Below are 15,022 nucleotides of genomic sequence, written 5' to 3' on the forward strand. Positions count from 1 at the left end.
GCAGATACGCAGGGGCGTGAAACCCTGGAAGCGGACTCGCAGAACAGAAAAGAAAGGAAAAATCGAGGGGCCGCGGCCAGCGGAACCCTCGTTAACGCACTGTTATTTCAAAACCTGCGGATTTACGCAGTTTTTTTCCACCTTGCCCTGCAGCGCGTCGATCAGGTTATCCACGGCGCAGGCTGCCATGTTGTAGCGCGTCTCGTGGGTGGCGGAACCGATATGCGGCAGCGCCACCACGTTAGGTAATTTCAGCAGCTCAGAGTCTGCCGGCAGCGGTTCCTGCTCGAACACATCCAGCCCGGCAGCGTGGATTTCGCCCGATTTAAGCGCGTCGATGAGCGCCTGTTCATCAACCACCGGGCCGCGTCCGGCATTGATGAAAATGGCCGAGTTTTTCATACGCGCAAACTGCGCTTTGCCGAATTTATGGCGCGTTTCCTCGGTCAGCGGCAGCACCACGCAGACAAAGTCGGACTCGGCGAGCAGGGTGTCCAGATCGCAGTAGCGGGCATTGAAGCGCTCTTCCGCTTCACGGTGATGGCTGCGGGCGTTGTACAGCACCGGCATGCTGAAGCCGAAGTGCGCGCGCTGGGCCAGCGCCAGGCCGATACGGCCCATCCCGACGATACCGAGCGTTTTATGGTGCACATCGATGCCGAACCAGTCCGGGCCAATGCTGCCGGTCCACTCGCCGTTTTTTACGCGGTCGGCTACTTCCAGCGCACGACGGGCAGTGGCGAGTACCAGCGTCATCATGGTATCGGCCACGGTTTCGGTCAGCACGGTGGGGGTATGCATCAGCAAAATGCCGCGCTGGGTGAGCGCGTCGACATCAAAGTTGTCGTAGCCCACGGAAACCGTCGAGGTGGCCCGCAGTCCGGGCATTTTTTCCAGCAGCGCGCTATCCACTTTTTCACTCGATCCCAGCAGCCCTTCGGCGCTGGCAAAGGCGTCGGCGTGCTGCGCGACGGTTTCCGGGCTGAGGTCGTCTACCCGGGTGACGGTGAAATGGTGCTCCAGGCGGGCAAGCAGGTCATCTGGCAGCGCTTTGTAGAGGATAACGGACGGCTTCATGCGGTACTCCGTAGATCGATTAAGTGAGAAGAGATAGCGGGGCGGCACATAGCCGCCCACGTCTTATGCGTGGCGAGCGCCTGCGGGAAGTGCCTGATTTGTCGCAGGCTTAACAATCAAAGTAAGCCATACCGAGGCAAAAAGCGCCACCCCCATAAATATATAGGATGCTGACGGACTGCCGGTTGACCCGTTCAGGTAACCCACTACCCAGGAGCCAACGAAGGAGCCGAGCGCGCCCATGCTGTTGATCAGCGCCATCGCGCCACCCGCCACGTTTTTCGGCAGCATCTCCGGGATGATGGCGAAGAACGGGCCGTAAGGGGCATACATCGCCGCGCCGGCAATCACCAGCAGGGTATAGGAGATCCAGAAGTGGTCCGCGCCTACGGCCCACGAGCCGATGAACGCCAGCGCGCCAATCAGCAGCAGCGGCCAGACGAACAGCTTACGGTTCTGCATTTTGTCTGAGGCCCAGGAGACCACGATCATGGCGATGGTGGCGGCCAGATACGGTATGGCGGACAGCCAGCCGACTTCCACCATGCCCATATTTTCACTGCCGCTGCGGATAATCGACGGCAGCCACAGCACGAAGCCGTAAACGCCGATGCTCCAGGCGAAGTACTGCATGCACAGCAGCACTACATTACGCGACCGGAAAGCTTCACTGTAGTTACGCACCGCTTTAATACCCTGCTGCTCTTTCTCCAGCTGCGCCTGTAGCGCCGCCTTTTCCTGCGCTGACAGCCAGCCGACCTGCGCCGGTTTGTCTTTCACCAGTACCCACCAGCAGAAGGCCCACAGCACTGCGGGGATGCCTTCGATGATAAACATTTCGCGCCAGCCAAAGGCCTGAATCAGATAGCCCGAGACCACTGACATCCACAGCACTGTCACCGGGTTGCCGAGGATCAGGAAGGTGTTGGCGCGTGAACGCTCTGATTTGGTAAACCAGTTGCTGATGTAGATCAGCATCGCCGGCATCACGGCCGCCTCGACCACGCCGAGGATAAAGCGGATGGCGGCCAGCAGCGGGATATTATTCACCACGCCGGTCAGTGAGGCGCAGCCGCCCCACAGGATCAGACACACGAAGATCAGTTTGCGCACGCTGCGGCGCTCGGCGTAGATCGCCCCGGGGATCTGAAAGAAGAAATAGCCCAGGAAGAACAGGGCGCCGAGCAGGGAGGAGATCCCTTTGGTGATACCCAGATCCTCGTTGATCCCGGCAGCCGAGGCGAAGCTGAAGTTGGCGCGATCCAGATAGGCCAGGCTGTAGGTGATAAACACGATGGGCATGATATACCACCAGCGTTTTGCTGCATTTGTTGCGCTTTTCATCGTCTTTCCTCGCAGGTTGCGGGCAGCATCGAACCGGGCTGTAGGGCAGAGGCCGATGCACGGTAAAAGGTGACTGGCGGGTGATGTTGTTATGCCTCGCCAAGCTGTTCACGGGTCGGCAGTCCTTCGCTGTCGCCGGGTACCTGTATCGCCAGTGCGCCGATACGGTTGCCGCGCACCACGGCCTGTTCAACGGTTTTTCCTTCCAGCAGGGCGCTGATGACGCCGACCGCGAAGCCATCGCCCGCGCCGACGGTATCCACCACGTTATCGACGTTGATTGCCGCCACTGCGCCCTGCTCGCCACGGGCGGTTTTATACCAGGCGCCGTCAGTGCCGGTTTTCAGCACCACCAGCTGGACGCCGCGTTCGAGATAAAAATCAGCGATCCCATCCGGCGTGCTCTGCCCGGTGAGGATAGTGCCCTCTTTCAGGCCCGGCAGAACCCAGTCGGCCTGAAACGCCAGCTGGTTGAGTTCACGGATCATGGTGGCCTCGCTCTCCCACAGCACCGGGCGCAGGTTGGGGTCGAAGGAGATGGTTTTGCCCTGGGATTTCATGGCCCGCGCCGCATGGTTGAGCAGTTCAAGCGAGCTGGACGACAGCGCAGCGGCCACGCCGCTCAGGTGCAAATGGCGGGCGCTGTAGAACAGCGGCGCGTTGAAATCGTCCGTGCTGAGGTGGCTGGCGGCAGACCCTTTGCGGAAATAGGCCACGCTGGGATCGGTTCCATCTTCAACCTTTGATTTAAGCTGAAAACCGGTCGGATAACGGTCGTCGATGGTGACGCCCTGGGTTGAAATGCGCTCTTTTTCGAGGCTGTTAAGCACGAACTGGCCGAGCACATCATTGCCTACGCGGCTGACCCAGCTCACCTTCAGGCCGAGGCGGGACAGCCCGGTCGCCACGTTCAGCTCTGCCCCGGCAACGCGTTTAATAAAGTGCTCCACCTCAGCGAGATCCCCGGTTTCGGTAGCGACGAACATCGCCATCGCTTCGCCCAGGGTGATGACATCCAGTGAGTTATGCATCGCTTACTCCTCGCGTAGCACATTGACGTAATGGCGGGTGACGGCGGTCAGATCGCGGCCTTCCAGCGGAAACTCGATGCCGCGCGGCGCGTCAACCGGCAGCAGGCGCAGCAGATCGCGCCATTCGGCGGTGGCGTCATCCAGCGCCACGGCGCGGTAGTGATAGTGATGCGGTACGGCAGCTTTGACGTGGATATAGCTCACCAGCGGGGCGAGCTGGCGCGCGGCCTCGTGCGGAGCATCGCCCACCCACAGCCAGTTGGCCATATCGAAGGTGAGCGTCACCGGCAGCGCCTGAGCCGTAACCGCGGTCTGAAAACGCTGCATCGGGTCAAGCCTGCCGCATTCGGTCTGATCGTTCTCCACCACCAGCGCCACGCTGTACTGCACCAGCCAGCCTTTAAGCGGGGCAAGTGAAGCGGCAGTGTGGAAGTGGCCGAGAGAGACTTTCAGCCAGCGGGCGTTTAGCTGCGCGGCTTCGCCCAGCAGGGCGGGCAAGGCCGGGTTGAGTATACCGTCGGGCGTGCACAGCGGTTCCGGGGCGGAATAGCAGGCGAACAGCCCGCGCTGAATAATGCTCTGCCCAAGCGCGGGCAGCGTATCGAGTTCGGCAGCACTAAGCAGTTCGCGGCGGATTTCTACGCCGTCGGCACCGGCGTCGGCGATGATCGGCAGCAGGTTGCCCTGGCCACCCGCTGCCTGAATGCGATCGGTTCCATAAGCGGCTGTTACAACAATAATTTCTCTCGGCATCGGTATCTCCGGCGCGTTTACATCTGGGTAACATTAACTATTACGCTAGATGGAACCGGTTCCAAAGAGAAGGATGGGATGCCGAATTTATGATCGCCGTCACGGGGCGTGTGTCAGCGAGACGTGGAGCCGCGCACGATGAGTTCGCCGGAGAAGACCTGTTCGCGTACCGCGTCCTGACTGCCTTCGATACGCTTCACCACCTGCTCCAGCGCGGCATAGCCCATCTGCCAGGTGGGCTGTTTCAGGGTAGTGATCCCGACGCCGGCCAGCTCTGCCCATTCCAGCTCGTCAAAGCCCAGCAGGCCAATATCAGCCCCCCAGTGCAGCCCGATGCGCTTCAGAGCGCGAGCGACCTGCAGTGTCAGCGCACCGTTAGCAGTGATAACCGCCTTGCGCATCCCCCGATGCGCGGTATGGAACTGACGCAGGGCGTTGTCCAGCCGTTCGCTGTCGTGCAGCGTGACTTCTGCATTCTGTGCGATGACACCGGGATGGTGGCTCAGAGTATGGTGGAAGGCGGCGAGGCGCTCGCGCCGCGTATTGACGGTGCCGAGCGGTTCGCTGAGGAACAGCATCGCTTCAAATCCCTGGCTGACCAGGTGTTCGGTGGCGGTGGTGGCGGCCTGGGTATTGTCCAGCCCTACAACGTCGCAGGCGAAGTCCGGGATTTTTCGGTCGATAAGCACCATCGGCAGCGCCGACTGCTGGAGGCGGTTCAGTCCCTCCTCGCGCATTCCGACCGCATTCACCACGATGCCCTCTACCTGGTAGCTGCGCAGCAGGTCGAGATAGTGCAGCTCCTGGTCTACCTCGTTGTTGGTGTTACACACCAGCGGGGTAAAGCCTTTTTCACGGCAGGCTGCTTCGATACCGCTCAGCACGTCCACGGAGTAGGGGTTGGTGATATCGGCGATGATCAGGCCAATGAGCCGGGTACGGCCACGCTTCAGGCCGCGCGCCATCTGATTCGGACGATAGTCGAGGTCAGCAATCGCCTGTTCAATGCGCGCCAGCAGCGCCTGCGACAGCAGATGTTTTTCGCCGTTCAGATAGCGGGAAATACTGGTTTTACCGGTCTTTGCCGCTCTGGCGACATCGCTGATGGTCGGGCGGGTTCGGGTCATGGCGGTCCTCGTCGTCGCCTGTCGCGGATGTCAGGCATAATTTTGAATAATAAGCCTTTCTGCGCGCGGGATGAAAGTACGACGGGGAATTAACGCGGGAAGCGGCCGCCCGCCGACGGGCGAACGGCGCTACGCCTTACTGAAGCGGGCTTAAGGTGATCTCAACGCGGCGGTTCTGGGCTTTGCCCTCTGCCGTGCTGTTGCTGGCGATCGGATTCGCCGGGCCAAGGCCGGAAGTGCGCAGGCGGTTGGATGCCACGCCCTGGGTGATCAACGCGCTGGCAACGGAGTCGGCACGCTGCTGCGACAGGCGCATGTTCAGATCCTGACCACCGGTGCTGTCAGTGTAACCCACTACGTTAACGGCGGTTTTCGGGTACTCTTTCAGCACCATCGCCACGCCGGTAAGGGTATTGGCACCCGCCGGTTTCAGGGTGGCGCTGCTGCTGTCGAAAGTCACGTTGTTCGGCATGTTAAGGATGATGTTGTCGCCATTTCGCGTCACGCTCACGCCGGTTCCCTGCATTTTGTCGCGCAGTTTTGCTTCCTGCACGTCCATGTAGTAACCGACACCGCCGCCCAGCGCCGCGCCTGCCGCTGCGCCAATCAGCGCGCCCTTGCCGCGGTCTTTTTTGGAGGAGGAGAGTGCGCCTACGCCCGCGCCAACCAGCGATCCCAGACCTGCGCCGATGCCGGATTTACCTGCTTCACGTTCGCCGGTGTAGGGATTAGTTGTACAGCCAGAAAGGGCCAGCGCGCCGCTGATCGCAGCAGCAATAATAACCACACGTTTTTTCATTGTTTTTCCTTAATTACTTATTTTGCTAAACCACCTTTAAAGCGGCGGTTGATTATGCCCTGTAAATGTGATGAAAATTCATGCCTTTCGTCTTAATTTGCAAGTTCGTTCTGATTGCTGGTGCAGGCGCAACGTCTGTCAGCACCGCGGACAATAAACCATAAAGAGTGCGGTATCGCGCCGCCTTCGCCTGCATACGTTACTCAGGAGCGCGTTTTGGCTAATTCATCATCTTCTAAACCGGTATTAACCGCCGCCCACTGGGGACCCATGCTGGTCGAAACCGACGGCGAGCGCGTTATCGCCTCCCGCGGTGCGCTGGAGAGCCGTCATCTTAATTCACTGCAAACCGCGGTTCCGGACCAGGTACACAGCAAAACCCGCGTGCGCTATCCGATGGCGCGCAAGGGCTTTCTCGCGTCACCGGATAAGCCGCAGGGGGTGCGCGGAGACGATGAGTATGTGCGCATCAGCTGGGACGAGGCGCTTGAACTGATTGATACCCAGCATCGCCGCATCCGCAATACCTGGGGGCCGGCCTCCATTTTTGCCGGGTCATACGGCTGGCGCTCTAACGGGGTATTCCATAAAGCGGCGACGCTGCTGCAGCGCTACATGAGCCTGGCGGGCGGCTATACCGGTCACCTGGGCGATTACTCCACCGGTGCCGCGCAGGTGATCATGCCCTACGTGGTGGGCGGTAACGAAGTTTATCAGCAGCAGACCAGCTGGCCGCTGGTGCTGGAGCACAGCGATGTGGTGGTGTTGTGGAGCGCCAATCCGCTCAATACCCTGAAGATTGCCTGGAACGCCTCGGACGAGCAGGGCATCGGCTGGTTTGAAAAGCTCAAGCGCAGCGGTAAGAAACTGATCTGCATCGACCCGATGCGTTCCGAAACCGTCGATTTCTTTGGCGACAGCATGGAGTGGCTGGCGCCGCACATGGGCACCGACGTGGCGCTGATGCTGGGCATCGCCCATACGCTGGTGGAAAACGGCTGGCACGATCGTGAATTTCTTGCGGCCTGCACCCACGGTTATGACCGGTTTGCCGACTACCTGACCGGGGCCAGCGACGGCGTGGCAAAAGACGCGGCCTGGGCGGCACCGATCTGCGGTATTTCAGAAGCAAAAATCCGTGAGCTGGCAAAACTGTTTCATGAAAACCGCACCATCCTGATGGCCGGCTGGGGTATGCAGCGCCAGCAGTACGGCGAACAAAAACACTGGATGCTGGTGACGCTGGCGGCAATGCTCGGGCAGATCGGTACGCCGGGCGGCGGCTTCGGGCTGTCTTATCATTTCGCTAACGGCGGTAACCCGACGCGCCGCGCCGCGGTGCTGGCCTCAATGCAGGGGAGCGTGAAGGACGGCATCGACGCGGTAGAGAAAATCCCGGTGGCGCGCATCGTTGAAGCGCTGGAAAACCCCGGCGGCGCGTACCAGCATAACGGCCTCGATAAGCACTTCCCGGATCTGCGCTTCATCTGGTGGGCGGGCGGAGCCAACTTCACCCATCACCAGGATACCAACCGCCTGATCCGCGCCTGGCAGAAGCCAGAGCTGGTGGTGATCTCAGAATGCTTCTGGACCGCAGCGGCGCGTCATGCGGACATCGTGCTGCCGATCACGACTTCATTCGAGCGCAACGATCTCACCATGACCGGCGATTACAGCAACCAGCATCTGGTACCGATGAAGCAGGTGGTGCCGCCGCAGGGTGAAGCGCGTAATGATTTTGATATTTTTGCCGAACTGAGCGAGCGCTGGGAAACCGGCGGTATGCAGCGCTTTACCGAAGGCAAAGATGAGCTGGCGTGGCTGGAAACCTTCTATAACATCGCGAATGAACGCGGTGCGGCGCAGGGTGTGACGCTCCCGCCGTTCGCCGATTTCTGGGCGGCCAACGAACTGATTGAGATGCCGGAGAGCGAAAAGAACGCGCAGTTTGTTCGCTTCGCCGCGTTTCGCGCCGATCCGCAGGCCAATCCGCTGTCAACGCCGAGCGGTAAAATTGAAATTTACTCCGAGCGCATCGCCGCATTCGGCTATACCGACTGCCCACCGCATCCGAGCTGGATGCCGCCCGATGAGTGGCACGGTAATGCACAGCCGGGCCAGCTGGAGCTGCTCTCCTCGCACCCGGCGCACCGTCTGCATAGCCAGCTTAACTACGCGCACCTGCGCGAGCAGTATGCCGTAGCGGGCCGCGAGCCGCTGACGCTGCATCCGGACGATGCGCGCCAGCGCGGCATTGAAGCGGGTGACGTGGTGCGGGTGTGGAACGATCGCGGGCAGGTGCTGGTCGGGGCGGTGATCACCGACGGTATCCGACCGGGAACCATTTGTATCCATCAGGGGGCCTGGCCCGATCTCGATGCGCAAAACGGCGGGCTATGCAAAAACGGGGCGGTGAACGTGCTGACGCGCGATATTCCCTCGTCACGGCTGGCGAATGGCTGCGCGGCGAATTCCTCGCTGGTGTGGATGGAAAAATACACCGGGCCAGCGTTAAACGTTACGGCGTTTGATCCGCCTGCCAGCGCATAATCCACGTCGGGTGGTGGGTTTCATTCTGCCAGGCGCTCTCCTCAATGCGGAAGCCCTGGCGGTGATAGAAGTGCACCGCCCGCGTGTTTTTCTGATACACCTCAAGGCTCAGGTCCGGAAAGCGCGCCATGACGTGGCGTATCAGCGCCTTACCGATGCCCTGTGATAGCGCGTCAGGGGCGACAAACAGTGCGCCGATAAAGCGCGCGTCCATCACGCTGATAAAGCCCTTCAGCCCATTCTCTTCCCACACCCAGGTTTGCGCGCCGGGCAGATACACCTCGCGTACCAGGCCAAGACTTTCCAGCCAGTAGCTCTCGTCGATAAAGGGGTGAGCCTGGGTGGTGCTGACCAGCCACAGTTCCAGCAGCGCGGGCAGATCGTCGCTGCGCGCGGCGCGGATCATTTTCCGTTCCCGGGATGGCAGTGACAGGAAGCGATGTGATCGTTCACTAATCCGCAGGCCTGCATAAAGGAGTAACAGATGGTGGAGCCCACAAACTTAAATCCGCGTTTTTTCAGCGCTTTTGAGAGCGCGTCGGAAACGGGTGTGGTGGCGGGGATCTCACTGAGGGTGGTGGCCTGCGTCAGCTGCGGCTGGTAATCAACGAAACCCCAGACAAAATCTGAAAATGATTCGCCGTTTTGCTGCATTGCCAGCAGGGCACGAGCGTTGGTAATGATGGCTTCAATCTTGCCGCGATGGCGAATGATGCCGGCGTCCTGCACCAGGCGATCAACATCCTCCGGCCGGAGAGCGGCCACCTTTTGCGGGTCGAAGTGACAGAAGCAGCGGCGGTAATTTTCCCGCTTTTTCAATACGGTAATCCATGACAGACCCGCCTGCTGGCCTTCGAGGCAGATCATCTCAAACAGCACATGTTCATCGCGTTGCGGCACGCCCCATTCGGTGTCGTGGTAGGTGATATAAAGCGGGTCCTGGGTGACCCATCCGCATCGTTGCATCGGCGTGTCTTTCCTTATGGTTACGCGACGGTGAAATTCTGTTTTCCCCGGCTTGACGTGTCTGATAAAGAGACAATAGTTAATGCAGGGATATCCCCATGCCCGACTAAAAATCAAAACTAACCGCCGGATCCGGCTCTTTTCTGGAGTCGCTTTAATGATTACGCATTTTCGCAGTGGCCGCCCCGCGCAGACGTGCAGGGCGTTGATATTGTGGTGCCTGGCTGTCAGCCAGGGCGCGTATGCATGGCAACAGGAATATATCGCTGACAGCACGCAGAGTGATACTGCGGCACGGTATACCTGGGACAGCGATCACCAACCCCGATATGAAGATATTCTCGCAGAGCGCATTGATTCCCGGCAGCGAGCCTTTGACGCAGCGCACCCGGCGCAATCCAGCGCCGGATTAAGCATCCCGGTGACGCGGCGCATTACCACCGGCCCGGTGGCTGGCTGGCGCCGGGATGGCAGCAGTACGGCGATGTACGACAGCGACGGCGATCTGCTGGCCCCGGTCAGCACGCTGGGCTGGCGGGTCGATTCCTTCTTTGGCCCGGTGCGCCCGTGGGCGCAGGTCAGCTATAACCAGCCGTTTGGCGAAAATGTGTGGCAGTCGCAGGCCGGATTGCATCTGGTACCGACCAGCAGCCAGTATGAAACCTGGGTGGATGTGAGCGTTGGCGTAGACATGCCGCTGACTCGCCACGTTGCCGCCTGGACCTCGCTGTCACAAAGCGACGGCACGACCGACAGCGGCGACCTGTTTATCTACAACCTTGGTCTCAGCGCGAAGTTTTAAACCGCGCCGGCTGCCTTACTGGCGGTTTGTCAGGGCTATTTTTACTCCGCAGGCCTCGGCGTAGCGGCGCAGCGTATTCCAGGTGGCGCGGGTAATGTTGCGTTCAAGACGCGATATTGCCGGCGGCTTAACGCCCATGCGCTCAGCAACCTGCGCCCGGCTCAGGCCAGCGGATTCACGCCAGCGGGTAAGCTGGCCCAGCAGCGCCAGCTCTTCAGAAAGATCTTCATCATCCAGTGCGACGCCCGTCATGCTGTAAGGCCGTTCCATCAGTGCGTCTTGCGAAAAGGGGATCAACTTCGTCATGCCATCTCCTCCGATCCTGGTCCGCAGGGGTCGCTCGCCCGGTGGGTATCGGTTTTATTGTTATTGGTGCGTGGTTAATGAAACGTAGACGCCCCCGCAGCCGGTAGATTGACGAATTATGCGGTAGCGCGTGAAAGACACCTGATACCTGTCACCGCGGTTGCCAGGTCCACGCTATATGATGTGAACACTCGCTAACTTTTCTGCGGTAGCATTAAATCACACGTTAATATTGTCGAGATTTTACGCGATTTTTCGCGCAAGCATAGCGGCGAAGCGCGAGAAACTAAAGAAATTCTGACTCGGCTGCGTTAACGCGAAGCCGTTTACCTGTACGGGGCCGCTTCCGCCCCGTCTGATAACATTTGCGTTACGGACAGATCGCAAGGTTAACAACCCTCTCATTGATAGTGTGTGCTCACTATCAAAATCTTTCTGCCGCTGACAAGGTCATTCATTCCCGCTCAGATGCATTTCATTCCGTCGCTGAGGCATCTCATGCCGTTTTTACCCCGTGCATAAATACCCTTCGCTATTGTAAGGACAGTTAATTTCCTTACAGGAATACCGTTATGAGCATCTCATCCACTGCAAACCGTACTCGCTGGTTGACCCTTATCGGGACCATTATCACCCAGTTCGCGCTGGGTTCTGTCTATACCTGGAGCCTGTTCAACGGCGCGCTGTCGGAAAAACTCGACGCGCCGGTAAGTCAGGTGGCCTTTTCCTTCGGCCTGTTAAGCCTCGGGCTGGCGCTTTCCTCATCGGTCGCCGGTAAGCTGCAGGAACGCTTTGGCGTAAAACGCGTGACTATCGCGTCCGGGCTGCTGCTCGGCCTGGGACTGTTTCTCACCGCGCATTCGCAAAATCTGCTCATGCTCTGGTTATGCGCCGGCTTGCTGATGGGTCTGGCAGACGGGGCAGGTTATCTGCTGACGCTCTCCAACTGCGTGAAGTGGTTCCCGGAGCGTAAAGGTCTGGTTTCCGCTTTCGCTATCGGCTCTTACGGCCTTGGCAGCCTCGGTTTCAAATTCATCAACACCTGGTTGCTGGATGCTGTCGGTCTGGAGCAAACCTTTATAGTCTGGGGCGTTCTGGTGGCAGCCATGATCGTCTTCGGTGCTTTCATGATGAAAGATGCGCCGCTGCAGCCGGTCACCAGTGCTAACGGCCAGACCGCGCAGGACTTCACCCTGGCGGAAGCGATGCGTAAACCGCAGTACTGGATGCTGGCGCTGATGTTTCTCACCGCCTGTATGTCCGGCCTGTATGTGATTGGCGTGGCGAAAGATATTGCCCAGGGCATGGTGAAGCTCAGCGCGATGGACGCAGCCAATGCCGTTACCGTTATCTCCATTGCTAACCTGAGCGGTCGCCTGGTGCTGGGTATTCTCTCCGATAAAATGGCCCGTATCCGTGTGATTACTATCGGTCAGGTGATCTCCCTGATTGGGATGGCGGCCCTGCTGTTCGCCCCGCTGAACGCCGTCTCGTTCTTCGCGGCCATTGCCTGCGTTGCCTTCAACTTTGGCGGTACCATCACCGTTTACCCGTCGCTGGTGAGCGAGTTCTTCGGCCTGAACAATCTGGCGAAAAACTACGGCGTGATTTATCTCGGCTTCGGGATCGGCAGCATCTGCGGTTCGCTTATCGCCTCGCTGTTCGGTGGTTTCTACGTCACCTTCGTGGTTATCTTCGCCCTGCTGATTGTCTCCCTGGCGCTCTCCACTACCATTCGCCAGCCAAATCGCGAAGCGCTGCATCACACCCACGCCCACGCCTGATAGCGCGCTCTGTTACCCTGACGCCACGCCGATGCGTGGCGTTTTGCGTTGCAGCGCGTGAATGCGGCATCGCGACTATGCTTTCTGAACATTCACAACAGAAGGAACAAGCGATGTCTTTAGAAAAAGTGGTTTACCGCGCGAAGGCGAAAGCAACAGGCGGGCGCGATGGTCGCGCGGTCTCCTCTGACGGTGTGCTGGATGTCAAACTGGGCGTGCCGAAAGAGATGGGTGGCATGGGCGGAGAGGCGACCAATCCGGAACAGCTGTTCGCCGCCGGTTATTCTGCCTGTTTCCTTGGTGCGCTGAAACACGTCGCCTCGCAGGAAAAAGCAAAAATCCCACAGGATGCTTGGATCGAAGGCGAGGTCGGGATTGGCCCGTTGCCGACCGGCTTTGGTATTGAAGTGCAGCTGAACATTCATCTGCCGGGCCTCGATCAGGCCGAGGCGGAAGCGCTGGTGCAGAAAGCGCACATCGTTTGCCCGTACTCTAATGCAACGCGTGGCAATATCGACGTGAAGCTGAACGTGCTGACTTCGTGAGTACAGCATTCACAATCGCGTTGAGCAAATAGTGCGGATCCGGCCCGCTGCTTTGTAAATAATGGGCCGGATCACAATCTCCTGAGACACTTTTCCCCGCCGCTGTGGTCTACTAGCCACGCCTGACGATTGAATCCTCCTGATTCCTGTGCGTATCTTACTTTTTTCCACAAGATTGCTTTGAATATCAAAGCAGTGGATTTGTTATTCTCTGTTTTCCGGGATTGCTTGCATGAGTTACATAAAATCGATGACCCAGCAGAAGCTGAGTTTTCTGCTTGCGGTATACATCGGCCTGTTTTTGAACATCGCGGTGTTTTTCCGCCGTTTTGACGGTTATGTAGACCATTTTACTGCCTGGAATGGATTCGCCGCCGTAGTGGAGCTTTGCGCCACCGTCTTAGTGACCTTCTTCTTACTTCGCCTGATTTCGCTACTGGGACGCCGCGCGTGGCAGGTGCTGACGTCGCTTATCGTCCTGTTCTCGGCCGGGGCCAGCTATTACATGACCTTCCTGAACGTGGTCATTGGCTATGGCATCGTGGCGTCGGTGATGACGACCGATATCGACCTGTCGAAAGAGGTGGTCGGCTGGGGATTCGCGCTGTGGATCGTGCTGATTAGCGCACCGCCGCTGCTGTTCATCTGGAACAACCGCTGCCGTTACACTCTTCTGCGTCAGCTGCGCACCCGCGGACAACGCGTACGCAGCGTGCTGGCGGTGGTGCTGGCCGGTGTGCTGGTCTGGGCGCCGATTCGCCTGCTGGATATTCAGCAGAAAAAGGTAGAGCGCGCGACAGGCGTGGATATGCCGAGTTACGGCGGTGTGGTGGCCAACTCCTATCTGCCGTCGAACTGGCTTTCCGCGCTGGGGCTGTATGCCTGGGCGCAGGTGGATGAGTCCTCGGATAACAACTCCCTGCTGAATCCGGCGAAAAAGTTCACCTATACCGCGTCTGAGGATCTCGTTGATACCTATGTGGTGTTTATCATCGGCGAAACCACGCGCTGGGATCATATGGAGATGCTGGGCTACGAGCGTGATACCACGCCGAAGCTGGGTAAAGAGCCGAATCTGGCGGCGTTCCGCGGCTATTCTTGCGATACCGCCACCAAGCTGTCGCTGCGCTGCATGTTTGTGCGCCAGGGCGGGGCGTCTGACAACCCACAGCGTACTCTGAAAGAGCAGAACGTCTTTGCGGTACTCAAGCAGCTGGGCTTTAGTTCAGACCTGTATGCTATGCAGAGCGAGATGTGGTTCTACAGCAACGCAATGGCTGACAACATCTCCTATCGCGAGCAGATTGGCGCAGACCCGCGCAACCGCGGTAAAACCGTAGACGATATGCTGCTGATAGATGAAGTTCAGAACTCGCTGGAGAACCACCCGGAAGGCAAGCACCTGATCGTGCTGCATACCAAAGGCTCGCACTATAACTATGTGCAGCGCTACCCGCGCAGCTACGCCCGCTGGACACCGGAGTGTGTGAACGTGGATACCAAGTGCAGCCGGGAAGAGTTTATCAATGCCTACGATAACTCAGTGCTTTATGTAGATACCTTTATCGACAAGGTGATCGACCAGGTGCGCGATAAGAAGGCGATTGTCTTCTATGCGGCGGACCACGGTGAATCCATTAACGATAACGAGCATCTGCACGGTACGCCGCGCCATATGGCGCCGCCGGAGCAGTTCCGCGTGCCGATGATGGTATGGATGTCGGATAAGTATCTGGCGAACCCTAACCACGCGCAGGCGTTTGCGAAGCTGAAGAAAGAGGCGGAGATGAAAGTACCGCGTCGTCACGTTGAGCTGTACGACACCATTCTGGGCTGCCTGGGCTACACTTCGCCGGACGGCGGCATCAACCAGAACAACAACTGGTGCCACGTGAACGCCGCTAAAACCGCCGCCGCGCAGTAATGCTGCTGGCTTTC

At 58.9% G+C, this 15,022-nt stretch carries 14 protein-coding genes; 5 read left to right on the plus strand and 9 right to left on the minus strand.

Features of this window, described 5'->3' with window-relative positions:
• Positions 1-102 precede the first annotated feature (102 nt).
• From ghrB to KFZ77_RS00725, 6 genes are all read right to left on the minus strand, one after another.
• Positions 103-1,077, minus strand: a complete 975-nt coding sequence (gene ghrB, locus KFZ77_RS00700) for a glyoxylate/hydroxypyruvate reductase GhrB (protein WP_264385182.1) — start codon at positions 1,075-1,077, stop codon at positions 103-105.
• Between the two features lie 63 nt (positions 1,078-1,140).
• Entirely contained in the window at positions 1,141-2,421 is a 1,281-nt protein-coding gene (locus tag KFZ77_RS00705; RefSeq protein WP_264385183.1) for an MFS transporter, read from the minus strand.
• Between the two features lie 89 nt (positions 2,422-2,510).
• Positions 2,511-3,452, minus strand: a complete 942-nt coding sequence (locus KFZ77_RS00710; RefSeq protein ID WP_264385184.1) for a sugar kinase — start codon at positions 3,450-3,452, stop codon at positions 2,511-2,513.
• Between the two features lie 3 nt (positions 3,453-3,455).
• Complete coding sequence (locus tag KFZ77_RS00715; protein ID WP_264385185.1) at positions 3,456-4,205, minus strand: sugar phosphate isomerase/epimerase family protein; 750 nt, start codon at positions 4,203-4,205, stop codon at positions 3,456-3,458.
• A 113-nt stretch (positions 4,206-4,318) separates the two neighbouring features.
• On the minus strand, positions 4,319-5,332 hold the full coding sequence (locus tag KFZ77_RS00720; RefSeq protein WP_031522021.1) for a LacI family DNA-binding transcriptional regulator: 1,014 nt from the start codon (positions 5,330-5,332) through the stop codon (positions 4,319-4,321).
• Positions 5,333-5,468: 136 nt separating this feature from the next.
• The gene (locus KFZ77_RS00725; protein WP_031522019.1) at positions 5,469-6,131 is read right to left on the minus strand and encodes an OmpA family lipoprotein; all 663 of its coding nucleotides are present in this window, start codon (positions 6,129-6,131) and stop codon (positions 5,469-5,471) included.
• A 216-nt stretch (positions 6,132-6,347) separates the two neighbouring features.
• On the opposite strand from KFZ77_RS00725, the gene KFZ77_RS00730 reads away from it, so the two are divergent.
• Positions 6,348-8,681, plus strand: a complete 2,334-nt coding sequence (locus KFZ77_RS00730; RefSeq protein ID WP_264385186.1) for a molybdopterin guanine dinucleotide-containing S/N-oxide reductase — start codon at positions 6,348-6,350, stop codon at positions 8,679-8,681.
• Here KFZ77_RS00730 and KFZ77_RS00735 read toward each other — a convergent pair.
• Positions 8,650-9,087 (minus strand): N-acetyltransferase, encoded by a 438-nt coding sequence (locus tag KFZ77_RS00735; RefSeq protein WP_264385187.1) that lies wholly within the window; start codon positions 9,085-9,087, stop codon positions 8,650-8,652. The two genes, KFZ77_RS00730 and KFZ77_RS00735, sit on opposite strands and share 32 nt — an antisense overlap.
• On the minus strand, positions 9,084-9,647 hold the full coding sequence (tag, locus tag KFZ77_RS00740) for a DNA-3-methyladenine glycosylase I (protein WP_264385188.1): 564 nt from the start codon (positions 9,645-9,647) through the stop codon (positions 9,084-9,086). Before tag ends, KFZ77_RS00735 begins: the two co-directional genes overlap by 4 nt.
• 157 nt (positions 9,648-9,804) lie before the next feature.
• Between tag and KFZ77_RS00745 the strand changes: the two genes are divergently transcribed.
• A complete protein-coding gene (locus tag KFZ77_RS00745) occupies positions 9,805-10,449 on the plus strand; it encodes an autotransporter outer membrane beta-barrel domain-containing protein (protein WP_264385189.1) in 645 nt (214 codons plus the stop codon).
• Between the two features lie 15 nt (positions 10,450-10,464).
• Here the strand turns inward: KFZ77_RS00745 and KFZ77_RS00750 are convergent, their stop codons facing one another.
• The gene (locus tag KFZ77_RS00750) at positions 10,465-10,701 is read right to left on the minus strand and encodes a helix-turn-helix domain-containing protein (RefSeq protein WP_035891273.1); all 237 of its coding nucleotides are present in this window, start codon (positions 10,699-10,701) and stop codon (positions 10,465-10,467) included.
• 626 nt (positions 10,702-11,327) lie between these two features.
• On the opposite strand from KFZ77_RS00750, the gene KFZ77_RS00755 reads away from it, so the two are divergent.
• The 3 genes from KFZ77_RS00755 to eptB all read left to right on the plus strand — a co-directional run bounded on the left by KFZ77_RS00755 (position 11,328) and on the right by eptB (position 15,008).
• The gene (locus KFZ77_RS00755; RefSeq protein WP_264385190.1) at positions 11,328-12,539 is read left to right on the plus strand and encodes an L-lactate MFS transporter; all 1,212 of its coding nucleotides are present in this window, start codon (positions 11,328-11,330) and stop codon (positions 12,537-12,539) included.
• A gap of 113 nt (positions 12,540-12,652) precedes the next feature.
• The gene (locus KFZ77_RS00760; protein ID WP_031522007.1) at positions 12,653-13,084 is read left to right on the plus strand and encodes an organic hydroperoxide resistance protein; all 432 of its coding nucleotides are present in this window, start codon (positions 12,653-12,655) and stop codon (positions 13,082-13,084) included.
• Positions 13,085-13,316: 232 nt separating this feature from the next.
• Positions 13,317-15,008 carry a kdo(2)-lipid A phosphoethanolamine 7''-transferase gene (gene eptB, locus KFZ77_RS00765; RefSeq protein WP_264385191.1) on the plus strand — a complete coding sequence of 564 codons (1,692 nt, stop codon included), beginning with the start codon at positions 13,317-13,319 and terminating at the stop codon, positions 15,006-15,008.
• The last annotated feature ends 14 nt before the right edge of the window (positions 15,009-15,022 follow it).

Origin of the sequence: Siccibacter colletis (assembly GCF_025914095.1) — a bacterium.
In the GTDB taxonomy this organism is placed as follows: Bacteria; Pseudomonadota; Gammaproteobacteria; order Enterobacterales; family Enterobacteriaceae; genus Siccibacter; species Siccibacter colletis.